Origin of the sequence: Microbacterium sp. ZKA21 (assembly GCF_050434165.1) — a bacterium.
Taxonomy (GTDB): Bacteria; Actinomycetota; Actinomycetes; order Actinomycetales; family Microbacteriaceae; genus Microbacterium.
Genome location: NZ_JBNPVV010000003.1, coordinates 364,076 through 386,480, shown reverse-complemented (window position 1 = coordinate 386,480; position 22,405 = coordinate 364,076). Strand labels below are relative to the sequence as shown.

20 protein-coding genes are annotated in these 22,405 nt (G+C 68.2%); 9 read left to right on the top strand and 11 right to left on the bottom strand.

Annotated elements, in window-relative coordinates; all coding sequences use genetic code 11:
* Nucleotide 1: 1 nt before the first annotated feature.
* On the bottom strand, nucleotides 2-1,216 hold the full coding sequence (locus tag M2317_RS09195; RefSeq protein WP_429459407.1) for a glycosyltransferase: 1,215 nt from the start codon (nucleotides 1,214-1,216) through the stop codon (nucleotides 2-4).
* A gap of 145 nt (nucleotides 1,217-1,361) precedes the next feature.
* Between M2317_RS09195 and M2317_RS09190 the strand changes: the two genes are divergently transcribed.
* Together M2317_RS09190 and M2317_RS09185 are read left to right on the top strand one after the other, a co-directional pair.
* Nucleotides 1,362-1,841 carry a MarR family winged helix-turn-helix transcriptional regulator gene (locus M2317_RS09190; protein WP_429459404.1) on the top strand — a complete coding sequence of 160 codons (480 nt, stop codon included), beginning with the start codon at nucleotides 1,362-1,364 and terminating at the stop codon, nucleotides 1,839-1,841.
* A complete protein-coding gene (locus M2317_RS09185; RefSeq protein ID WP_429459403.1) occupies nucleotides 1,838-2,482 on the top strand; it encodes a hypothetical protein in 645 nt (214 codons plus the stop codon). Before M2317_RS09190 ends, M2317_RS09185 begins: the two co-directional genes overlap by 4 nt.
* Before the next feature lie 3 nt (nucleotides 2,483-2,485).
* Here M2317_RS09185 and M2317_RS09180 read toward each other — a convergent pair whose 3' ends face one another.
* The gene (locus tag M2317_RS09180; RefSeq protein ID WP_429459402.1) at nucleotides 2,486-2,896 is read right to left on the bottom strand and encodes an MmcQ/YjbR family DNA-binding protein; all 411 of its coding nucleotides are present in this window, start codon (nucleotides 2,894-2,896) and stop codon (nucleotides 2,486-2,488) included.
* Between the two features lie 188 nt (nucleotides 2,897-3,084).
* Between M2317_RS09180 and M2317_RS09175 the strand changes: the two genes are divergently transcribed.
* The gene (locus M2317_RS09175) at nucleotides 3,085-3,669 is read left to right on the top strand and encodes a hypothetical protein (RefSeq protein ID WP_429459400.1); all 585 of its coding nucleotides are present in this window, start codon (nucleotides 3,085-3,087) and stop codon (nucleotides 3,667-3,669) included.
* Nucleotides 3,670-3,678: 9 nt separating this feature from the next.
* On the opposite strand, the gene cls is transcribed toward M2317_RS09175, so the two are convergent.
* Complete coding sequence (gene cls / locus M2317_RS09170) at nucleotides 3,679-5,166, bottom strand: cardiolipin synthase (RefSeq protein ID WP_429459398.1); 1,488 nt, start codon at nucleotides 5,164-5,166, stop codon at nucleotides 3,679-3,681.
* A gap of 29 nt (nucleotides 5,167-5,195) precedes the next feature.
* Here cls and M2317_RS09165 point away from each other — a divergent pair, with 29 nt between their 5' ends.
* Nucleotides 5,196-6,839 (top strand): SulP family inorganic anion transporter, encoded by a 1,644-nt coding sequence (locus M2317_RS09165; RefSeq protein ID WP_429459396.1) that lies wholly within the window; start codon nucleotides 5,196-5,198, stop codon nucleotides 6,837-6,839.
* Between the two features lie 36 nt (nucleotides 6,840-6,875).
* On the opposite strand, the gene M2317_RS09160 is transcribed toward M2317_RS09165, so the two are convergent.
* The gene (locus M2317_RS09160) at nucleotides 6,876-9,233 is read right to left on the bottom strand and encodes an arylsulfatase (protein ID WP_429459394.1); all 2,358 of its coding nucleotides are present in this window, start codon (nucleotides 9,231-9,233) and stop codon (nucleotides 6,876-6,878) included.
* Between the two features lie 228 nt (nucleotides 9,234-9,461).
* Here M2317_RS09160 and M2317_RS09155 point away from each other — a divergent pair, with 228 nt between their 5' ends.
* A complete protein-coding gene (locus M2317_RS09155) occupies nucleotides 9,462-10,178 on the top strand; it encodes a GAP family protein (protein ID WP_429459392.1) in 717 nt (238 codons plus the stop codon).
* Nucleotides 10,179-10,259: 81 nt separating this feature from the next.
* On the top strand, nucleotides 10,260-11,180 hold the full coding sequence (locus M2317_RS09150) for an HAD family hydrolase (protein WP_429459390.1): 921 nt from the start codon (nucleotides 10,260-10,262) through the stop codon (nucleotides 11,178-11,180).
* Nucleotides 11,181-11,205: 25 nt separating this feature from the next.
* Here the strand turns inward: M2317_RS09150 and M2317_RS09145 are convergent, their stop codons facing one another.
* The gene (locus tag M2317_RS09145; RefSeq protein ID WP_429459388.1) at nucleotides 11,206-12,114 is read right to left on the bottom strand and encodes a formylglycine-generating enzyme family protein; all 909 of its coding nucleotides are present in this window, start codon (nucleotides 12,112-12,114) and stop codon (nucleotides 11,206-11,208) included.
* Nucleotides 12,115-12,266: 152 nt separating this feature from the next.
* Between M2317_RS09145 and M2317_RS09140 the strand changes: the two genes are divergently transcribed.
* Complete coding sequence (locus M2317_RS09140; protein WP_429459386.1) at nucleotides 12,267-14,591, top strand: arylsulfatase; 2,325 nt, start codon at nucleotides 12,267-12,269, stop codon at nucleotides 14,589-14,591.
* 65 nt (nucleotides 14,592-14,656) lie between these two features.
* On the opposite strand, the gene M2317_RS09135 is transcribed toward M2317_RS09140, so the two are convergent.
* Nucleotides 14,657-15,223, bottom strand: a complete 567-nt coding sequence (locus tag M2317_RS09135; RefSeq protein ID WP_429459384.1) for a dihydrofolate reductase family protein — start codon at nucleotides 15,221-15,223, stop codon at nucleotides 14,657-14,659.
* A gap of 72 nt (nucleotides 15,224-15,295) precedes the next feature.
* Between M2317_RS09135 and M2317_RS09130 the strand changes: the two genes are divergently transcribed.
* Nucleotides 15,296-15,871, top strand: a complete 576-nt coding sequence (locus M2317_RS09130) for a TetR/AcrR family transcriptional regulator (RefSeq protein ID WP_429459382.1) — start codon at nucleotides 15,296-15,298, stop codon at nucleotides 15,869-15,871.
* Nucleotides 15,872-16,048: 177 nt separating this feature from the next.
* Entirely contained in the window at nucleotides 16,049-16,801 is a 753-nt protein-coding gene (locus M2317_RS09125) for a Pr6Pr family membrane protein (RefSeq protein WP_429459379.1), read from the top strand.
* Here the strand turns inward: M2317_RS09125 and M2317_RS09120 are convergent.
* The 5 genes from M2317_RS09120 to dnaK form a co-directional block, all read right to left on the bottom strand.
* Nucleotides 16,741-18,108, bottom strand: a complete 1,368-nt coding sequence (locus M2317_RS09120; protein WP_429459377.1) for an FAD-dependent oxidoreductase — start codon at nucleotides 18,106-18,108, stop codon at nucleotides 16,741-16,743. The genes M2317_RS09125 and M2317_RS09120 overlap by 61 nt on opposite strands.
* 120 nt (nucleotides 18,109-18,228) lie before the next feature.
* A complete protein-coding gene (locus M2317_RS09115; protein ID WP_429459376.1) occupies nucleotides 18,229-18,666 on the bottom strand; it encodes a heat shock protein transcriptional repressor HspR in 438 nt (145 codons plus the stop codon).
* 100 nt (nucleotides 18,667-18,766) lie between these two features.
* Nucleotides 18,767-19,750, bottom strand: a complete 984-nt coding sequence (locus tag M2317_RS09110) for a DnaJ C-terminal domain-containing protein (protein ID WP_429459374.1) — start codon at nucleotides 19,748-19,750, stop codon at nucleotides 18,767-18,769.
* Nucleotides 19,751-19,757: 7 nt separating this feature from the next.
* The gene (locus tag M2317_RS09105) at nucleotides 19,758-20,396 is read right to left on the bottom strand and encodes a nucleotide exchange factor GrpE (RefSeq protein WP_429459372.1); all 639 of its coding nucleotides are present in this window, start codon (nucleotides 20,394-20,396) and stop codon (nucleotides 19,758-19,760) included.
* Nucleotides 20,397-20,398: 2 nt separating this feature from the next.
* Nucleotides 20,399-22,261 carry a molecular chaperone DnaK gene (dnaK, locus tag M2317_RS09100; RefSeq protein WP_429459369.1) on the bottom strand — a complete coding sequence of 621 codons (1,863 nt, stop codon included), beginning with the start codon at nucleotides 22,259-22,261 and terminating at the stop codon, nucleotides 20,399-20,401.
* Nucleotides 22,262-22,405 lie beyond the last annotated feature (144 nt).

The window sequence follows — 22,405 nt, the reverse complement described above, 5'->3', positions numbered from 1 at the left end:
GCTACTCCGGCAGGGAATCGCCGCGGTACAGCGCCTCGAACGTATCCAGCGTGCGGTTGATGTCGTGCACGATGACGCCGTCGAGCGAGGCGCGCTGCATCCGCTCGTACTCGGCAGGCTCCGCCGTCAGCACGTCGGTGAGCCGCGCCGCGAGCTCTTCGGCATCCCCCGGTTCGAACAGGTACCCGTTCTCGCCGTCGTGGACGAGGTGGGGCAGCGCCACGGCATCCGCCGCCACGATCGGAAGCGCGGACGCCATCGCCTCCATCGTCGCGATCGACTGCAGTTCGGCGATCGATGCGATCACGAACAGGCTCGCGCGCGACAGCAGCGCGCGCAGCTCCTCGTCGCTCGTCCGGCCGTGGAACGCGACCCGGTCGGCCAGACCCAGCTGCGTCGCGAGGTGCTCGAGGCTCTTGCGCTGGTCGCCGCCGCCGACGACGTCGAAGTGCACGTCGAGTGCGGGGTCCAGCTTGGTCATCGCCTGGAGTATGACCTCGATCTGCTTCTCGGCGGTGAGCCTGCCGACGAAGATGATCCGGTTCTTCTCGCGGGGCGCCACGACGGGCGTGTACTGGGTGCGGTCGATGCCGCAGCTCACCGGGATCACGCCCTGGATGTCGATCGTGCGCTCCAGGAAGTCCGCCGCGCGGCGCGTCGGCGTCGTGACGGCGCGGGCGAGGTTCAGGGTGCGACCCGCGTCCCCCCAGGCCCACGTGATGATCGGCCGGTTGATGGCATCGGGGAACGCGGAATGGTCGAGGATGTTCTCGGCCATGACGTGATTCGTCGCCACCACCGGGATGCCTCGTTCGCTCGCGATGCGGGCCAGGCCGCGCCCGATGATGATGTGCGACTGGATGTGCACGACGTCGGGGTTCACGGCATCCAGCACCTCGCGCGCGTAGTGCTTGGAGCGCCACGGCCAGACGAAGCGGAGCCAGTCGTGCGGCAGCCAGCGCACCGAAGGCAGGCGGTGCAGCGTCATCCGCTCGCCCTCGATCACCTCGGTGTGCGCCCGTGCCCGACGGTAGGCCTGGTTGGGCGCCACGACGTGGACCTCATGGCCGCGCTGAACGAGCCCGGCGGCGAGCCGTTCGGCGAAACGGGCCGCGCCGTTGATGTCCGGCGCGAAGGTGTCGCAGCCGATGACGATCTTCAGCGGACGGGAAACGGGAGCGCTCGACGGGTCGATCGGATCGTCGGGTGAAGTCACGGAGATGCTGCCTTACGGTCGGGCGGCCAAGGAGATTCGGTGCCTGGTCGGGCGCAGGCAACTCTACCCGAGCGCCCTGCTGAGGCCGCGGAGGCGGCCGGACGAATTTAGTGAAGTATGGTAACTATGCAGTACCATCATGAATATGGAACCGCTCCTCCTCGACCGCCTGCTGCAGATCGCCGACCTCTTCCAGCGCGACATGGCGCGGGCTTTCGACGGCACCGGCCTGACCCAGGCGCGCGTCCACCTGCTGTGGGTGCTCGCCCACAGCGGTCCGTCGACGCAGCAGTCGCTCGCGGTCGCGTGTGACGTCAGCCCCCGCAACATCACCGGACTCGTCGACGGCCTCACGGCGTCCGGCCATGTCCGTCGCACACCGCACCCGACTGACCGCCGAGCGGTGCTCGTAGAGCTCACCGAAACCACGACCGCGATGATGGAGCGGATGCAGCGCGATCACGTCGAGCTGAACGAGAATCTCATCGCCGCCATCGCACCGGCGGATCGCGCGGCCTTCGAGCGCGGACTCGACAGCGTGATCGCGAAGCTCGCCGCGCTCGTCGACGAGGCCGCCGCGTCCCCCGCGGCCCCCGCGGCCGCATCCTCGGAGCGCCGATCATGACCGACACCACCACCCGCCCGCCACGGGTCCGCCGGCTCGTCTCGCTGGCGAAGCGCGCCCTGCACGCCGAGCTTCGGGTGTACTCGAGCATGGGCCGCGCGATCGTGCGCCGTCCGGCGATCGAACCTGGCGGCACCGGCATCGGCTACCACCGCCCCGTCCTGACCGTGCTCATCATCTTCATCGTGCTCTCGGCGATCGAGATCCCGATCCTCGACCTCATCGTTCATCCGTGGCCCGCCGTGCGCATCGGCGTGCTGATCCTCGGCCTCTGGGGACTGACCTGGATGCTGGGGCTGCTGTGCGCGATGCTGCAGCGTCCGCACGCGGTCGGCCCCACCGGCATCCGCATCCGCAACGGCCTGGAGGTCGACGTCGCGATCCCGTGGAGCGCGGTCGCGTCCGTCGAGATCGCGAAGCGGGTCGACGAGCCGAAGAGCCCGCGCGTCGCCGGCGGCGAGTACGCCGAGCGGATGCAGGACGAGACGAACATCCTCATCGAACTCGAGCGTCCGACGCCGATCCGCCTACCGGGGCTCGCCCCGCGCGGCGGTGCGCACGAGGTCACGCGGGTGCGGCTGTGGGCGGACGATCCTCGGTCGTTCCTCGCCGCGTCACGGCCGTTCCTGCTCGAGGGCTGAAGCTCACTCGAGCCCGCGTTCGGCGAGCCAAGCCTTCCGATCGCGCGCGGGCGCGCGCATCAGCCAGGCGTCGCAGATCAGCTCCGCCAGCCGGTCGCGGTCGATCACGTCGACCATGACCAGCAGGGCCGGATACCCGTCGAAGTGCGGGATCGTGAACAGGACGTCCGGCTCGGCCGCCAGCAGAGCCTCCTTCTCCTGCAGATCGGCGACGCGGATGCCGAGCACCATGCCCTCCGGCCAGGAACGCCCGAGTTCAGCGAGCCTGCGCAGGTCCGTCTTCGTCGGTCCGCGCACCCATGCGATCGATGCGCTGCGCAGGTTCCATTCCGGCGCACCGGTGTGGCCACCGGTGCGCTCCTGGACGCCGGGCAGCGCCATCGCGATCTCGCGCACATCCGTCAACGTCGCCATGGCGCCCATCGTGCTCCCCCCTGGCCGGTTCTGCTACACCTTTCCGAGTTCGCGCCAGTAGACAACAGGCGCATTCTCAGAAAGGTGGCGCACAACCCGAGTAGATGCCGGGACGTGGCGCGGGCCGTGGCTGGGGTGTGCGACGTCGCACACACGCGGATCCCAGCGCGTTCCCCTAGCGTGGAGCCATGCGCCTGACAGCATCCGCCGATCCGACCCTCTGGGCGCCCGTCTCCTGGCCGTCCGGACTGCGCGGCCGTCGCCACCGCAAGGCCGCTTTCCGGTTGATGACGGCTCAGACTCGACGCGCCTTCGAGCAGGCCGGCGGCCCCGGGCCCGCCCTGGGCTGGCTGGTCGAGCGCCTCGCGCCGCGGACGCTCATGAGCGCGAACGGCACGCGCCTGGTGTGGAGCTGGAAGGCGGACCCCGAGCTCCTCGCCGCGATGGCCGGCGTGGTCGAGCTCACCCCGCAGGTGCGCACCGCCCGCGCGATGATGCCGATGGAGTACGACGACACCGAGGCGTTCCCGACGGCGCTCGGCGTCGGCGAGAAGCTCGTCATGCCGGTGCCGCCGAACCCGGACGACCCGCCGTTCGCCACCTACACGTGGGACACCGGAACGCACCTCATCACGCTCAGCGCCTTCAGCGGCGACCGCGAGCGGTTCGGCACGACGCTTCCGGCGCTGGATGACCTCGCCCGCAGCATCCGCATCTCCGACGACCTGACGACAGACGAGTCCGGCGACGTGCTGCGCCTCCCGCCGGCCTGACGCCGACGGTCAGTTCAGCGCCGAGGTCAGCCGGAAGACGCCGTCCAGGAACGTCGACTTCGCCGGCTCCCGCCGCCACTCCTCGAGGGTGAGCTCGCGACCGGCATCCCGGTAGGCCTGTTCGACCTCGCGCATCTGCGCGACGAACGAGGCGCCGCGCACCAGCATCGAGATCTCCATGTTCAGCGTGAACGAGCGGATGTCCATGTTGCTCGAGCCGATCACGGCGATGTCGTCGTCGATCGAGAAGTGCTTGGAGTGCAGGATGAACGGCGCCGGGTACAGGAAGATCCGCACGCCCGCCTCGAGCAGCGCCTCGTAGTACGAGCGCTGCGCGTGGTAGACCATGCCCTGGTCGCCGAGCTCCGAGACGAACAGCTGCACCTCGAGTCCGCGCTGGCGGGCGATCGTGATGGCGTAGACCATCGCCTCGTCGGGAACGAAGTACGGGCTGGTGATGATGACCCGCTCGGTGGCGCCGTGGATGAGCGAGAGGAACAGCCGCAGGTTGTTCTCGGTCTCGTAGCCCGGTCCGCTCGGGACGAGCTGGCACACCAGGGCGTCCGGCGCGGTGGATGCCTCGACTTCGGAGGCCGGAACGATCTCGTCGAGCTGCTCGCCGGTCTCGATCAGCCAGTCGGAGAGGAACACCGCGTCGATCTCGGTGACCGCCGGACCCGTGACGCGCGAGACGAGTTCCTGCCACTTGAGCCCGCGGCTGATGTTCTTCGGCGAGTTGTAGGAGCGGTCGATGAGGTTCTGCGAGCCGACGAACGCGATGCGCCCGTCGACGACCACGAGCTTGCGGTGGTTGCGCAGATCGGGGCGCTGGTACTTGCCCTTGAGGGGCTGCACCGGCAGCATCCAGTTCCACAGCACGCCGATGCGGTCGAGCTCGGCGAAGGTCTCATCGGCCTTGGCGACCTTGCGCGAGGCGATATGGTCGGCGAGCAGGCGCACCGTGACACCACGCGCGACGGCGTTCTCCATCGCGGTGAAGAACACCCTGGTCGTCTCGTCCCAGCTCACGATGTAGAACTCCACGTGCACGTACGTCTCGGCCGTGTCGATGGCCTCGGCCATCGCGATGATGGATGCCTCGTAGTCGTCGATCAGCTCGGCCGTGTTGCCGCCGACCGGCGGGAAGCTCGTCAGCTCGGTGTTCTGCGCGGTGACACGGGTGAACCAGGTCGGCCATTCGGACGTGTCGACCGCGAAGTCGCCCGCGGCGACGCGGTCGCGGATGATGCCGTCGATCTGCGCCTGCTCGGCCCGGCGCTTCTTGGGCAGCTTGACGTTGCCGATCAGCAGGAAGATCACGATCCCCGCGATCGGCAGCAGGAAGATCAGCAGCAGCCACGACATGGCCGCCGTGGGCTTGCGCCCCTTCGGGATGATGATGAGCGCGCCGATGTTGATGACGAGCACGATGATCGCGCTGGCCACCCAACCGAGGTTGGCGAGGAGAAGGGAGTTCACTCCTGAAGTGTGACGCATGATCGGTGCTGCCCGGTAGATTCGCGCATGTGACCTCTACGTCTTCGCACCAGGACCGTCCGGGCTGGCTGCTGCCCTCGCTTTCCGGCTACCGGCGGGAATGGCTGGTAGCCGATGTCGTCGGCGGGCTCTCCGCCGGAGCCGTCGTGATCCCTCAGGCGATGGCGTACGCGACCATCGCGAACCTGCCCGTGCAGGTCGGCCTGTACACCTGCATCATCCCGATGCTCGTGTACGCGCTGCTCGGCGGAAGTCGCGCGATGAGCGTCTCGACCACATCGACCATCGCGACGCTCACAGCGACGACACTGGTCACAGCCGGTGTCGCGGCGAGCGCAGACGATCCGGATCAAGCGCTGGGTTCGCTCGTGACGTTGACGCTGCTCGTCGGTCTCGCACTTCTCCTCGCGCGCATCTTCAAGCTGGGCTCCCTGGTGGAGAACATCAGCGCGGCGACCGTGCTCGGCATCAAGATCGGCGTCGGCGCGACGGTCGCGGTCGGGCAGCTGCCGAAACTGCTCGGCGAGACAGGCGATGTCTCCGGCGACGGATTCATCCGATCGCTCCTGGCGGTCGGAGACGCCTTCGGCAGCGCGAACGCGGCGACCATCGCGCTCTCAGTCGGGTCGATCGTCGTGCTCGTCGTGCTGCAGAAGTTCGCGCCCCGCGTGCCGGGGACGCTCATCGTCGTCGCCTGCGGCATCCTCCTCGCGGCCTTCACAGGTCTGACCGCGGCCGGCGTCGCGCTCATCGACCCCGTTCCTTCCGGCATCCCGACGCCACGCTTGCCCGACCTCGCCCATCTGGCGGATCTCGTGCCGGGGGCCCTTGCGATCGCCGTGATGGCCTTCCTCGAATCGGCCGCGGTCGCCCGCGGCATCCGCAAGGCGACCGAGCCGCAAATCGACAGCAACCAGGAGCTGTTCGCGACCGGCGCGGCGAACGTCGTCGGCGCGTTCTTCACGACGATGCCATCCGCGGGCGGGTTCTCGCAGAGCGCCGTCAATCAGGCCGCGGGCGCCAAGACCCAGGTGTCCACCCTCGTCACCGTCGCGCTCGCGATCCTCGTGTCGCTGTTCCTCGGACCGGTGCTCAGCCTTCTGCCGCAGGCGACACTGGCGGCCATGGTGTTCGTCGCGGTCGCCGGGCTCATCAACATCCCCGAACTGGTCCGGTGGGCGCGCATCAGCCCCCGCGACTTCTGGATCGCGCTCGTCGTCGCGCTCATCGGCCTGTCGGTCGGACTGCTCGCCGCCGTGGCCGTCGGAGTGGTCGTGACGCTCGTCCTCGTGCTGCGGGAGCTGAACATCCCCAAGCTCGACATCGTCGATCGCCGCGGATCGGCGATCGGAATCCACCTCGGCCGAGGACTTTACACGGCCAATGCCCTCGAGAACGAGCGCGCCATCATCGCCCTCGCGACGACGCAGCCCGAACAGGTCACTGCGGTCGTGCTGGATGTCGAGCGCCTCGACATCGTCACCGTGACCGTTCTCGACGCCCTCGAGGACCTCGACCGCGAACTGTCCCAGCTCGGTATCACACTGCATCTGGCCAAGCTGCCGGAGGCCGCGCGCGTGATCGCACGCAGAACGTCCTGGTATGCGTCCCTGGAACACGACGGTCGCGCTCACGACTCGGTCCGGGAGGGGTTGGACGCGGCATCCGCTTGAGCCCGGCACTCACGCGGATGCCGCGTCGGCGGCTCGCTACTGCCGCGCCATCGCGATCGTCATGAGATGGTCGGGGTCGGCGTGGTGCGAGTGGTCGTCGTCGCCCGCGTCCAGCCGCACCCAGCCGATCTCACCGGTGAACTCGTTGCCGCGCGCGCCGTAGTCGGGCGACACCGGTGAGGCGACGTCCTGTCCGACGTCGACCGTCTCGTCCATCGAGTACATGAACGGCAGCGTCCGTTCGACCTCGCCCTCGGCGACCAGCGTCTCACCGTCGTAGAGGGACACCGTGCCGCCCTTGCCTACGCCGCCACCGGCGTAGGCGAAGTGGGCGCGCACCTCGTGCGTTCCGGCATCCAGCTTCACATCGCCTGCGACCACATCCGTCTTGATTCCGAGGATGTTGTACGCGAACCGCAGGCCGCCCTCGTGCGCGTAGAAGCTCCATCCTCCGTACGAGCCGCCCTGGGCGATCAGGACTCCCTCGGCACCGGCATCCGGAACCGTGATCGACGCCGTGATCGTGAAGGACTTGTTCTTCAGGTTGATCACGGAGTTCTCGCTCAGCCGCTTCATTCCGGTGTACAGCGTCTGAGACGAGCCCTTGACGAGTTCCGGGCGCCCGGCGATCTCCGAGTTGAAGCGCTCCGCCGACCGGATATCGATCGGAAGCACGCTGAAGCGGGCCGCCTGGATCAGGAAGAGACGCTGCAGCTCGGCGAGCTTCTCCGGGTGCTCGGCGGCGAGGTCCTTCGACTGCGTCCAGTCCTCCTCGACGTTGTAGAGCTCCCACACGTCGTCATCGAGACCGTGCGACGAACCGAGCCACGGGTCCTTGTGCTTCGCGCAGGCGACCCAGCCCTTGTGGAAGATGGCGCGGTTGCCCAGCATCTCGAAGTACTGCGTCGTGTGGCGCTCATCGGCGTCGCCATCGTCGAAGGAGTAGTTCATCGGCGTGCCCTCGTAGGGGCGCTGCGTCACGCCGTTCACGGAGGACGGCTCCGGGATGCCGGCCGCCTCGAGCACCGTCGGGGCGACGTCGATCACGTGCGCGAACTGATTGCGGATCTCGCCTCGGGCCGCGATGCCGTTCGGCCAGGACACGATCGTGCCGTTGCGCGTGCCGCCCCAGTGGCTGGCGACCTGCTTGGTCCACTGGTAGGGCGTGTCCATCGCGTGCGCCCAGCCGATCGCATAGTGGTTGTACGACTGCGGCGTGCCCAGCTCGTCCTTGTGGGCGATCATGTACGCGTCGTCCTCCATCGCGTCCATGTGGTTGATGACGAAGCCCTCGTTGGTCGTGCCCTTCATCGTCCCCTCGGCGGAGGCGCCGTTGTCGCCGATGATGACGTAGACGAGCGTGTTGTCGAGTTCGCCGAGCTCGTCGAGCGCGTCGATGAGTCGTCCCACGTGGTGGTCGGCGTACTCGAGGTACCCCGCGTACACCTCCATCTCACGAGCGAGGACGGGGTGCAGATCCGCGCTCATCTCGTCCCACGCCGGGATGCCGGGGCTGCGCTCGGTGAGCACTGCATCGGCGGCGATGACGCCGAGCTCCTTCTGCCGGGCGAACGTCTCTTCGCGCAGGGCATCCCAGCCCTGGTCGAACTTCCCCTTGTACTTGTCGGCCCACTCCTGCGGGACGTGGTGAGGGGCGTGCGTCGCACCCGGCGCGAAATACGTGAAGAACGGCTTGTCGGGCGTCAGCGCCTTGCGCTGCTTCATCCATCCGATCGCCTTGTCGGTCATGTCGCCCATGAAGTGGTATCCCTCTTCGGGCGTGCCCCACGGCTCGACCGGCGAGGTGTTCTCGTAGATGGCGGGGTACCACTGATTGGTCTCGCCGCCGATGAAGCCGTAGAAATACTCGAATCCGTTGCCCGGGGTCGGCCAGTGGTCGAACGGCCCCATCGGGCTCGACTCCCACACGGGGACCTCATGGCACTTGCCGAACTGCGAGGTGCTGTAGCCGTTGAGCTTGAGCGTCTCGGCGAGCGGGGCGCAGTCGTTCGGGCGCAGCGAGCTGTAGCCGGGCGCAGACGTGGCGATCTCGGTGATGCCGCCCATGCCGACGGTGTGGTGGTTGCGACCGCTCAGCAGGGCGGCACGCGTGGGCGAGCACAGGGCGGTCGTGTGGAATCGCGTGTACTTCAGCCCCTGCGACGCGATGCGCTCGAAGGTGGGCGTCTGAACCGGGCCGCCGAAAGCGCTCGATGCGCCGAATCCCGTGTCATCGATGAGGACGACGAGCACGTTCGGCGCTCCATCCGGCGGACGGACCGGTGTGATCGGCGGGTAGTGGGTGTCCGGGTCCGTCGCGTCGTACGTCACGGTGCCGGTGTAGGCGAGGTCGGGAATCGGAAGTGCAGAACGATGGACGGAGCTCACGGTCAACCTCTCTGGTGTGGTCAGGGCGCCCCGCGGCCACGGATGCACATTCGCATCCGCAAACTCACGGGATCGCCCTTCCCGTTCATAAGCCGTCGTACCCGACGGCTTCGTGTCCACCGTGGCACAGCACGCGTTACGGAACAATGCTCAACAGCGCTTTCTCCCGGCTCTGTCCAAAAGCGTGCTTGAGTGCCAGAGTGAGCACGCACCCCATCGAGACGAAAGGCACCCATGACCGAGCTGGTGTTCTCTCTGATCCCAGTGACGCTGGGCGTCGTGCTGAGCCCGCTCGCGATCATGGCCCTCGTCGCCGTGCTGCTGTCGGAGCGCGCCCGATCGAACGGCATCGCCTATCTGCTGGGCTGGCTCGTGGGCCTTGCCGGATTGACCGTCGTCTGTCTGTGGCTGTTCGACGTGTTCGAAGTTCATGCGCTCGCGGAGCCGCCCCTCTGGGTGGCGGTGCTGCGAACCGTCATCGGCGTCTTCCTGTTCGCGGCGGCCGTGTGGGTGTACCGCAAGGGCCGGGTGCACATCGCGCAGATGTCTAACGCCACCACCCCGCAGGAGGTCGTCGCGGCGTCGCCGCAGCTCCCCGGTTGGCTGCAGACGGTGTCGACGTTCAAGCCGGCGCGCACGTTCCTGCTCGGCATCGGGCTGTTCGTCCTCAACCCCGTCGACGCGTCCTGCGCCATCATCGCCGCCCTCGACATCTCGCTCTCGGGCCTCGACGCCTCCGCGCAGATGCTGTTCGCCGCGGGGTTCATCGTGATCGGCGCGCTCCCGATCGCGCTCCCCGTGCTCTACGTGCTCGCGCGTGGCGAGAACGCGCAGCCGCTGCTCGATCGCGTGCGCACGTGGATCGCCGGGAACACTCACGTCCTCAACGCCGCACTGCTGCTCGTCATCGGAGCGATCCAGCTGCAGAAGGGCATCGCGGGACTGCTCTGATCGCGTCACCCGTCGGGTGCGAGCGGTGCTCCCGCCGGCGACGCGAGCGATAGGGTCAGAGCCAGATCCGAGGAGGACTCCATGACCGACATCCTGCCTTCGTGGCGCGACACCGCCACCCGCACCGCGATCATCGACTTCGTCGCGGCCGTGACCGACGAGGGCGGCGCCGACTACGTCGCTCCCGACGCGCGCGTCGCAGTCTTCGACAACGACGGCACGCTGTGGACCGAGAAGCCCATGGTCACCCAGTTGCACTACCTGCTCGGCGAATGGAAGAAGGCGGCTGAAGCCGACCCGACGCTCACCGAGAAGCAGCCGTACAAAGCGGCTGCATCCGGGGACCTCGCGTGGCTCGGAGCAGCGGTGGACAAGCACTACGCCGGAGACGATGCCGATCTCGGCGTGCTCATCGCCGCGGTCGCGGGCAGTTCCGCCGGTCTGAGCGTCGAGGACTACGCGGCGTCGGTCGAGGAGTTCTATCGCGACGCCCGACACCTCTCCCTCGGTACGCCGTACTCGCTCACCGTCTACCAGCCGATGGTCGAGCTGGTGCGGTACCTCGAGGCGAACGGCTTCACCGCGTATATCGTCTCCGGCGGCGAGCGCGACTTCATGCGGCCGATGACCGTGGCGAACTACGGCATCCCCGCGGAACGCGTGATCGGAACCGGACTCGGGCTCACGTACGACGAAGAGGCCAACGTCGTGCGCTACGCGCCCAAGCTGGCGTACTTCGACGATGGCCCCGAGAAGCCGGTCCGCATCTGGATGCGCACCGGTCGCCGTCCGATCCTGGCGGCGGGCAACTCGAACGGCGATCTGCCGATGCTGCGGTTCGCGCAGGGCAGCCCGCGCAGTCTCGCGCTGCTCGTGCACCACGACGACGACACCGACCGCGGCGACACGCCTTACGACAAGGGCGCGGAGCAGGCGCTCGCGGCCGACGACCTCACGGTGATCAGCGTGCGCGATGACTGGTCGCAGGTGTTCCCGGCCTGACCCGCTTCAACGAGCGAGGAGGGCGTCAGGCGTCGCTCGCGCAGCGGAAGCCGATGTGGCTCATCCCGGTGTCCTCCGCCTGCGGTGATCGTGCGGCAGGGCGGAAGCGCAGGCAGTACTCCGGGGAGCACAGCTGCGATCCGCCCTTGAGCACCCGCCTCGGGATCTCCGGGAATTCCCTCAGCGCACTCGCCGCGGCGAGCAGATTGGTGCGCTTACCGGCATCCACCGGCTTGTCCGACAGCCGCAGGTGACGCTGGGTGTAGTAGTCGCTCGTCCACTCCCACACGTTGCCGATCATGTCGAACAGGCCGTACCCGTTCGCGGGGTACGAGCCGACGGGCGCGGCATCCCCCACCCCCTGGTTGTCGTACGGGAAGCGCCCGAGCCAGGAGTTGGCCTGCGCGACGCCCTCCGGGTAGGCCTCGTCGCCCCACGCGAAGCGCTTGCCTTCGAGCCCGCCCCGCGCGGCGTACTCGTGCTCCGCCTCGGTGGGCAGACGCAGCCCTGCCCAGTCGCCGTAGGCGTTCGCATCCTCGAAGGCGATGTGCACGACGGGATGCTGCATCCGATCGTCGATCGACGAGTCGGGTCCGAACGGCCGGCGCCAGAACGCCCCGGGCTGCCAGCGCCACCAGTTGCGCCAGTTGCGCAGGTCGACCGGGCCGTCCGTCGGCGTGAACACCATGGAGCCCGGAACAAGGTCCGCGGGGTCGGCTCCCTCGAACGCGGCGGGGTCGAGTTCGCGCTCGGCGATCGTGACGTAGCCGGTGTCATCGACGAACGCGGCGTACTGCGCGTTGGTCACCTCGTAGCGATCGATGCGGAACGGGGTGACCGTGCGCTCGTGCACCGGGCGCTCGTCCGGGTAGAAATCGTCCGAACCCATGAGGAACGTTCCGCCGTCGAGGAGGACCTGATCGTGTGTCGTCACACTCCCACCGTATCCGTGCGGCGCGGCGGCGGCGTCGATCCGATTTGTTCCTAGCCTGTTCCGGGTGAACCTCTGGCCCGGTCAGAGCGTCCCGAGTAGCGTTCAAGGCGTACGCGTGCGGAGGCATCCGCGCTCCCGACTGGAGGAGAGTCATGGCCAAGGAATTCAGCGGCAAGATCGCGGTCGACATTCGGGACTCGGTCCCCGACTGGAGTCCGTACGAGCTTCCGAAGGCGCCGGAGGGCGCACCAAACATCCTGGTGATCCTGTACGACGACACCGGCATGGCGTCGTGGTCGCCGTACGGCGGACGCATCAACATGCCCACGCTCGACCGCTTGGCCGAGAACGGACTCACATACACGCAATGGCACACGACGTCGATCTGCTCGTCGACGCGGTCGACGTTCCTCACCGGACGCAACCACCACGCCAACGGCATGGGCGTCATCATGGAAGGGACGAACGGGTTCCCCGGCTATTCCGGACGCATCCCGGCGGAGTGCGCGACCATCGGCCAGGTCCTGCAGGACAACGGCTACTCCACGTTCTGGGTCGGCAAGAACCACAACGTCCCCGAGGAGGACATCTCCTCGGGCGGCAGCAAGTCCCAGTGGCCCCTCGCGATGGGCTTCGATCGCTTCTACGGCTACCTCGGCGGCGAGACGAACCAGTGGTTCCCCGATCTCGTCGAGGACAACCGGTTCATCGAGGCGCCGTACACGCCGGACGAGGGCTACCACCTCTCCAAGGATCTCGCCGATCAGGCCATCCGCATGATCCGCGATCAGAAGTCCTCGAACCCCTCGAAGCCGTGGTTCACGTGGTACTGCCCCGGTGCGAACCACGCCCCGCACCAGGCCCCGGACGAGTACATCGCGAAGTACAAGGGTCTGTTCGACGACGGATACGACGCCTACCGCACGTGGGTGCTCGAGCGCATGACCGAACGCGGCATCCTGCCCGCGGACACGGATCTCACCGAACTCAACTTCCTGCCGGACGACCAGGCGAACGCCGCCGACTACGTCAAGCCGTGGGAGTCGCTGTCGGACGATGAGAAGCGTCTGTTCAGCCGCATGGCCGAGGTCTTCGCCGCGTACAGCGAGTACACGGATGTCGAGATCGGGCGGGTCATCGACTACCTCGAGGAATCGGGCCAGCTCGACAACACGCTCATCTTCTACTGCGCCGACAACGGCGCCTCCGGTGAGGGCAGCCCCGACGGCTCGGTCAACGAGAACAAGTTCTTCAACGGCTTCCCCGACGACCTGAAGGAGAACCTGGCCAAGATCGACGAGCTGGGCGGTCAGGGAACGTACAACCACTACCCGACGGGGTGGGCGGCGGCGTTCTCGACCCCCTTCAAGATGTTCAAGCGCTACTCGCAGTTCTCCGGCGGCACGTGCGACCCGATGATCATCCACTGGCCGGCGGGCATCAAGGCCAAGGGCGAGATCCGCCACCAGTACCATCACTCCGTCGACGTCGTCTCGACGATCCTCGACGTCATCGGCATCGAGTTCCCCGATGTGTTCCGGGGAGTCGAGCAGCGCCCGCTGCCCGGCGTTTCGATGAAGTCGTCTTTCGACGCCGCGCCCGATGGCCCTACCGAGAAGCACGTGCAGTACTACTCGATGCTCGGCACGCGCGGCATCTGGAAGGACGGCTGGAAGGCGTCCACGATCCACGCACCGCTGACGGGTCACGGCCGCTTCGACGAGGACGTGTGGGAGCTCTACCACGTCGATGTCGACCGGTCGGAGTCGAAGAACCTCGCGGCCGAGCATCCCGAGAAGCTTGCCGAGCTCATCGAGGCGTTCGAGATCGAGGCGAAGGACAACTTCGTCTACCCGCTGGATGACCGCCCTGCTCGTGAGCAGCTGACCATCGAACGCCCGCAGGCCGAGCCGCCGCGGAACCGCTACATCTATTACCCGGGCACGACGGCGGTGCCGGAGTCGGTGGCGGTGAACGTCCGCGGTCGGTCGTTCAAGATCATCGGCGACGTCGTGGTCGAGGACGGTACCGAGGGCGTCATCTTCGCGCACGGCTCACGCTTCGGCGGGCACACGCTGTTCATCAAGGACGGCCGGCTCACCTACGTGTACAACTTCCTCGGCATCCCGCCGGAGCAGACGTTCACGTCCGACGTCCTGACGGAGGGGCCGCACGCACTGGGCGTGGAGTTCATCCGCGAGAGCGCCGGAGAGCACGGCGAGTCGATCGGCACCGCGAAGCTCTACGTCGACGACCAGGTCGTCGCCGAGGGCCCGATGCGCGCGCAGATCGGCAAGTTCACGCTGTGCGGCGACGGGCTGTGCATCGGCTTCGACAGCGCGGATGCGGTCAGCGAGCAGTACACGAACCCGTTCCCGTTCACGAACGGGAAGCTGCTCGGCGTCGGCATCGACGTCAGCGAGGAGCAGTACCTCGATCTCGAGCTCGAGGCGCAGGCGGCGTTCGCGCGCGAGTAATCTGCACGCGCAAAGCGGGGCGGGAGGGCTTCGGCCCTCCCGCCCCGCTGGCGTGTCCGGGTCGGTCAGACGCGCGCGTACTCGGCGAGCACCACGCCGGATTCGAACGCCGTCGTCGCCGTGCGCACGAGCGCCTGCGGTGCGTACCCGCGGCCTCCGAACAGCGGGATGCCGTCGCCGATCAGCACGGGGTTGATCTTCAGCACGAGCCGGTCGATCTCGTCAGCCAGTGCGGCGGCGAGCGCTCCCCCACCGCACAGCCAGATGCCCTTGCCGTCATCGGCCTTGAGCGCGCGCACCGTCGCGACCGGGTCGGCGTCGATGAACTCGACGCCCTCGACCGGCTCGGCCGCGCGACTCGTGAAGACGACCTGCCGCAGGTGGCGGTACGGGCTCGGCATGGCCGGCAGCCCGACCGCGTAGGTGTTCCATCCCATCAGCACGGTGTCGAACAGGTCGCCGTCGATGGGGATGCCGAGCGCCTCGTTGATCTGCGTGGGGATGGTCTGGTTGAACCGGGCGTTGATGACGTCCCGGTGATCGCCCTCCGCGAGGAAGAAGTCGAACTCCCCGTCCGGCCCGGCGATGAAGCCGTCGAGGGTGACGGCGACGTAGTAGGTCAATTCGCGCATGAGAACTCCAATCACGACAGGTGAAGTGGTTCGAGACTACAACAGGTGCAGTGGTTGCGCTAGTCTCAGATCATGGCGAAGAACGAGGCACGTCGTAATGCGCTGGCGGATGCCGGCATCGCCGTCCTGTCCAGCGTTGGTTCCCGCGGGCTGACGCACCGCGCGATCGACGAGCGCGCCGGAGTGCCGATCGGGACGGCGTCGAACTACTTCCGCACCCGCGAGGCGCTGATCACCGGGCTGTTCGAACGGATCGGTGCGCGGCTCGCTCCGACGCCCGAGGACCTCGAACGCCGCGCCGCGCAGGAGCCGAGTCGCGAGCTGTTCGCCGAGTACCTGCGCGACATCGTGCGACGCCTTTCGACGGAGCGCGAGGTGACCCTCGCGCTGTTCGAGCTGCGGCTGGAATCGGCACGACGCCCCGAACTCGCAGACACCGTCTCGTCATGGCTGCGCACCGGATTCGCCGCCGACGTCGCCTTCAACGAAGCGGCGCGCCTGCCAGGCGGCGCCCGCGAGATCGCCCTGTTCCACTACGCGATCGACGGCCTCCTGCTCGACAGGCTCACGTCCTCGATCGATCCGGAAACCTCCACGGATGCCATCGTCGACGCCCTGGTCGAGGGGCTCCTGCCGCGGCATCCCTGACGGGGTCCGCTGCCGAGAAACCACTCGGCGCGCGAGAAACCACGCCGCGGATGGTTTCTCGCCCGAAGTCTGGTTTCTCGACGCCGGCGCGCCCTGCGGCGACGCCATGGAGAAGCAGTGACCGGGCCTGGCGATGACGGTCTGAGCACTCACACCTGCGCTCCGTAGACTCGCCGGATGAGGCCGCGCGAGAGAGGAGGCGGAGCGAACGTGCGTTGGCGGATCATCTTCGGCGCTCTGCGCCTGCTCACCGCCGCCGTCTGCCTGGCCGCTCTGACCCACCGGCTCTTCTGGGGTCTGAGCTCGAACACGGTCGCGGGCGACAACTTCTTCGCGTACCTCACCGTGCAGTCGAACTGCGCCCTCGTCGTCCTCCTCGCGATCGGCGGCGTCCTGGCGTTCCGACGCGCGAACGACCCGCGATGGTTCACGATCGCCCTCGCCCTCGTCCTCACCTGGACCATCACCGCCGGTATCGCCTTCGCGCTGATCGTCTGGCAGGCGGGCCTGCGCGGCATCCGCATCGACGTGCCGTGGTCCGACCAGCTGCTGCACTTCTGGCTCCCCGCCTGCACCGCACTCGCGTGGGGCCTGACCCCCGGGCATCGCCGGGTCACGTGGCGGGTGGTTCCGGCATCCCTCGCTTTTCCGATCCTGTGGGGCCTGGTGACGCTGTGGCGCGGGCCGTCGATCGGCTGGTATCCGTACTACTTCCTCGATCCACGGCAGGTTTCAGGACCGCCGGAGTTCGTGGTGACGTGCGCACTCGCTCTGGCGATGTTCGCGCTGGTCGCGGCAGCCGTCGTCGGCGTGAGCCGGATGCCGAGCCCCTGGGCGCCGCTCGCCCGACGGCGAGCGGCGAAGCGGGGCTACGAATCGGCGGGGATGAAGGGCGCGAGCGACGCGAGAGCGGCGACGACCGCATCCTGATCGCCCAGCTCGGCGAAGGCCTCGGCGGCGGCACCGCCGACCACGCCGACGAGGACGGCCTCGCCCGTCGTCGGCTCGAGGTTGAACCACGTGCGGATCACCGCATCCCCGTCGACGACGTGCCACAGGGCCGCCTCGGTGTCCCAGAAGGCCTCATCGAACCGCAGCCAGATCGTCTCGATCGCGCCGACGCCGAGATCGGCGATCGCGCCGCGATGCGCGAACGGCAGCGCGGGCGAGAACTCGATGCCGCCGTGCTGCAGAACGCCGAGCGGAACGGTCAGCACGACGCGATCGAACGACAGCGACTCCCCGGTCCCCAGCCGCAGGCTGACGCCGGTGTCGTCGTACGCGACGCGGGACACCGGCGACGACAGGCTCACCTCGAGCCCTTGCAGCAACGATTCCAGGAAGGAGGTCAGATCGGCCGACACAGCCGCATAGCTCTCCGCGGGGAACGCGGGTGGGAACCAGGACGACAGGACGTCGGCGTCGCCTCCGGATGCCGCGGTGACCGCCGCGAGGAGAGCGGCCAGCGTCGGCTCCGCGGGATCCGCACCGGCCTCGGTCAGCGCCTCGGCGACCGACACGTCAGCCGGCTGCGTCTGGGCTGTCTCGATCGCGCCGGTCAGGACGTCGTCGCCGACAGGGTCGACGGGGCCGCCCGACGAGCGCCAATCGGCGCCTTGCAGATCGAGCAGCCGCGTGTCGATGGCGGCGAACCGCTCGCGCAGATCGGTGTCGTCGACTCCCAGCATCCATCCGCCGAGCTGCACGGGAAGCGGCCAGGCCTCATCGACCCGCGAATCGATGCGGCCGCCGATCCGGTCGCGCGCTTCGAAGACCGTGACGACGGCACCGTCCTCGGCGAGGCGCCCGGCCGCGACAACACCCGCGAGCCCCGCACCGACGACGGCGATGCGTTCGCCGGCGGCCGCGCGCGTGCGCAGATCGATCGCCGCGCGCTCGCCCGATCGGATGGCGCCGCGCATGGTGCCGGGTTCGTCGGCATCGGTCGCCTCGCCGGCGAAGAACACGCGCTGCTCGATCGGCTCGGCGAGAGCCTGGCGCAGGCTCGGCTGCGCGCCGACCGGTGTGAAGCTCGCGCCGCCGCGCGAGAAGGGATCGGTCGTCCAGGTGCTGCGCATCGACTCCGTCGGCGCCGGCCCGTCGAACGTCGGCGGCGGCTGGGTCGGCGTACGGGTCGGCGTGGGCGACGGCGTCGGTTCGGGCGTGCAGGACGCGAGCAGCACACTCATCGCGCCGACCCCGGCGCCGATCAGCAGCGTGCGACGCGTCATCCTCATGGTGTCGCCACCTTACCGCGACGACCTGTCCGCACGCCCTCTACCGGGCGACCGTCTGCTCGTGCTGATCCCGCAGCGCGTGCATCGCCGTCTCCACAGCAGGCAGGCGCTCGATTCGGCTCAGTCCTCGGTGCGGCGATCACCCGGCCGCCACAGGACGACCTCGGTCGATCGGCGGATGCGGCGGCCCGACGCCATGGGGATCACTCCGCTCGCTCCGGCGGCGAACACGCGCACTCCTGGGCGGTTCTCGCGCTCGGCGCGCAGGGCGCCTTCGAGATCGAGGACGCGTCGGCGCAGCATCCGCACCTCGTCCTCCAAGTGCAGCAGACGCGAGATCGCCGGCAGGCTCATGCCCTCGCCGGACAGGCGGGCGACCTCGCGCAGTTGCTGCACGTTGCGCGCCGAATACCGGCGCGAGCCGCCGCGAGTACGACCGGGGATCACGAGTCCGATCCGGTCGTACTGCCGCAGCGTCTGCGGGTGCATGCCCGCGAGTTCGGCGGCGACGGCGATCGTCAGCACCGGAGCATCGTCATCGTCGGGGACCATCGCCATCACCTCCTGGTGTTTCTCATCGGTTGCTGCGTTTCGACTCGCTTCGCTCGCTCAACGAGCGAGGGGTGGGGTCTCGCTCGTTGAGCGAGCGAAGGGTGCGTCAGCCGCGCGCCTTGGCCATCAGGTCCGCGCGCGGGTTCTCCTTCGGCTCGGCCGCCGCGAACGCCTCGAGCGCCGCACGAGCGTCGTCGTCGAGGTGCGAGGGGACCGCCACCTGCAGCTCGGCCAGCAGGTCGCCGGTGCCCTTGCTGCTCTTGATGCCGCGTCCCTTGACGCGCAGGACGCGCCCCGAGGGCGTCCCGGGGGCGACACGGAGCTTGACCGTCTCGCCGCCGAGCGTCGGCACCTCGATTGTCGCGCCGAGCGCCGCCTCGGTGAACGTCACCGGCACCGTGAGACGGAGGTTCAGCCCGTCGCGCGTGAACACCGGGTGCGGACGCACCGTGATGCTCACGACGATGTCGCCGTTCTCGCCGCCGTCCGGCGAATGCCGACCTCGGCCGCGCAGACGGATCTTCTGACCGTCCGCGACGCCTGCCGGGATCTTCACCTTGAACGGCTTGCCGTCCTCGCCCTGCAGCGTGATGGTCTCGCCCTGCGCCGCCGTGACGAAATCGAGAGTCGTCCGCGCCGTGACGTCGGCTCCGCGCTGGGGTCCGCCGTAGCCCCGGAAGCCGCCAGACGGCTGACCGAACCGACCGGAGCCGAACGTGCCGCCCTGACCGCCCTGGTTGAACATCGCGAAGATGTCCTCGAAGTCGGCGGACGACTGCCCGCGCTGCCCGAACCGGCTGAAGACGTCCTCGAAGCCTCCTGCGCCCGCGCCTGACGCGGTGAAGCGAGCGCCGGAGCCCATGGCGCGGATCTCGTCGTACTCCTTGCGCTGCTCGGCGTCGGAGAGCACCGAGTACGCCTCGCTGATCTCCTTGAACGTCGACTCGGCCGCGGCATCTCCCGGGTTGGAGTCCGGATGGTACTTGCGGGCGAGCTTGCGATAGGTCTTCTTCAGATCCGCATCGCTGACGTCCTTCGAGACGCCGAGCGTCTTGTAGAAGTCCTTGTCGAACCAGTCCTGGCTTGCCATCTGACTCCTACTCTGCGGGCACGGCGACGACGACCTTCGCCGGACGCAGCTCGACATCGCCCAGGCGGTAACCCACCTCGACGACCTCGAGGACGGTGGTCTTCTCCGCTCCTGGCGTCGGCTGCTGGAAGATCGCCTCGTGGTGCTGCGGGTCGAACTCCTCGCCCTTCTCGCCGTAGGAGACGACGCCCAGACGCTCCACGACCGCGCGCACCTTCTCAGCGATCACGGCGAACGGTGTGCCGTCGACCAGGTCGCCGTGCTGCTGGGCGCGGTCGAGGTCATCGAGCACGGGGATGAGGCCCTTGGCCGCCTCACCCTTGGCGCGATCGATCTCGACCTGGCGCTGCTCTTCGGTGCGCCGACGGTAGTTGGCGTATTCGGCCTGCAGCCGCTTGAGGTCGTCCAGCAGCGCGGACTCCAGGTCCGCCAGCACGGCGTCCTCGGCCGCGGCCTCGCCGGTCTGCGCGGTGCCCAGGATGTCGTCGACCGTCAGGTCGTCCGCGGGAGACTCGTCGGACCCCTCAGCCGCCTGGGCCTCTGCGGAATCCGGGTTCTCCTGCGGCGCGGGGCCGGATGCCGCAGCATCCGACCCCTCGCCCTCAGGCCGAACCTCGTCGTTGTCGTCGAAGTTCTTGTCCGTCATGGTTACTTCTTCTCTTCGTCCTCGTCGATGACCTCGGCGTCGATGACGTCCTCCTCGGCGGAGGCGTCACCGGCGGGGGCTTCGCCCTCGGGCGCTGCGCCGGCCGCGGCATCCGCCTGGCTCTGCGCGTAGATCGCCTCGCCGAGCTTGCCCTGCGACTCGTTCAGCTTGTCGAACGCGGCCTTGACGGCGTCGTCGTCCTCGCCGGCCAGAGCCGTCTTCAGAGCGTCGACGTCGGCCTGGACCGAGTCCTTCACGTCAGCGGGGAGCTTGTCCTCGTTGTCCTTGATGAGCTTCTCGATCGAGTACGCGAGGGTCTCGGCCTGGTTGCGCTGCTCGAGAGCCTCGGCGCGGCGCTTGTCCTCCGCGGCGTTCTCCTCCGCCTCGCGCACCATGCGCTCGATGTCGTCCTTCGACAGCGACGAGCCGCCGGTGATCGTCATCGACTGCTCCTTGCCCGTGCCCTTGTCCTTGGCGGACACGTGCACGATGCCGTTCGCGTCGATGTCGAACGTGACCTCGATCTGCGGGATGCCGCGGGGAGCCGGCGCGATGCCGGTCAGCTCGAACGTGCCGAGCGGCTTGTTGTCGCGGGTGAACTCGCGCTCGCCCTGGAAGACCTGGATCGCGACGGACGGCTGGTTGTCGTCGGCCGTGGTGAAGGTCTCGCTGCGCTTGGTCGGGATCGCGGTGTTGCGGTCGATGAGCTTGGTCATGCGGCCGCCCTTGGTCTCGATGCCGAGCGACAGCGGGGTGACGTCGATGAGCAGAACGTCCTTGCGCTCGCCCTTGAGGACACCGGCCTGGAGGGCGGCGCCGACGGCGACGACCTCGTCCGGGTTCACGCCCTTGTTCGCCTCCTTGCCGGTCTCGCGCTTGACGAGCTCGGCGACGGCCGGCATGCGGGTGGAGCCGCCGACCAGCACGATGTGGTCGATGTCGGCGACCTTGATGCCGGCTTCGCGGATGACGTCCTCGAAGGGCTTCTTGGTGCGGTCGAGGAGATCCTTGGTGAGGTCCTCGAACTTCGCGCGGGTGATCGTCTCGGACAGCGACACCGGGCCGGACTCGGTCAGCGAGAGGTACGGCAGGTTGATGCTGGTGCTCGACGAGCTGGAGAGCTCCTTCTTCGCCTGCTCAGCGGCCTCCTTGAGGCGCTGCAGGGCGATCTTGTCGCCCGAGACGTCGACGCCCGAGGTCTCCTTGAACTGCTTGATCAGGTGGTCGACGAGGCGCTGGTCCCAGTCGTCGCCGCCGAGACGGTTGTCACCCGAGGTCGAGCGCACCTGGATCGTGGAGAAGTCGTCGTCCTTGCCCACCTCGAGGAGGGAGACGTCGAACGTTCCGCCACCGAGGTCGAAGACGAGGATGAGCTCGTCCTCCTTGCCCTTGTCGAGGCCGTACGCGAGAGCGGCGGCGGTGGGCTCGTTGATGATGCGCAGGACGTTGAGGCCCGAGATCTCGCCGGCCTCCTTGGTGGCCTGGCGCTCGGCGTCGTTGAAGTACGCGGGGACGGTGATGACGGCATCCGTCACGGTGTCGCCCAGGTACGACTCGGCGTCGCGCTTGAGCTTCTGGAGGATGCGCGCGGAGATCTCCTGCGGCGTCCACTTCTTGCCGTCGACGTCGAAGGACCAGTCGGTGCCGACGTGGCGCTTGACGGAGGCGACGGTGCGGTCGACGTTCGTGACGGCCTGGCGCTTGGCGGTCTCGCCGACGAGCACCTCGCCGTCCTTCGTGAACGCGACGACCGAGGGGGTCGTACGGAAGCCCTCGGCGTTGGCGATGACCTTCGGCTCGCCACCTTCGAGGACGCTGACGACGGAGTTCGTCGTACCGAGGTCGATTCCAACAGCACGTGCCATGTGTTTCTCCTTGTGAGTTTCGGTCGGGGAGTCTGCAGCGATCAGCAAACCTGAGTCGCGATGACTCAACTGTACATCGACCCTCGGATGCTGTCAAACAAAGTTGATACGAGTTCACTCAAGTTTTACCGAGGGGTCGAGGTG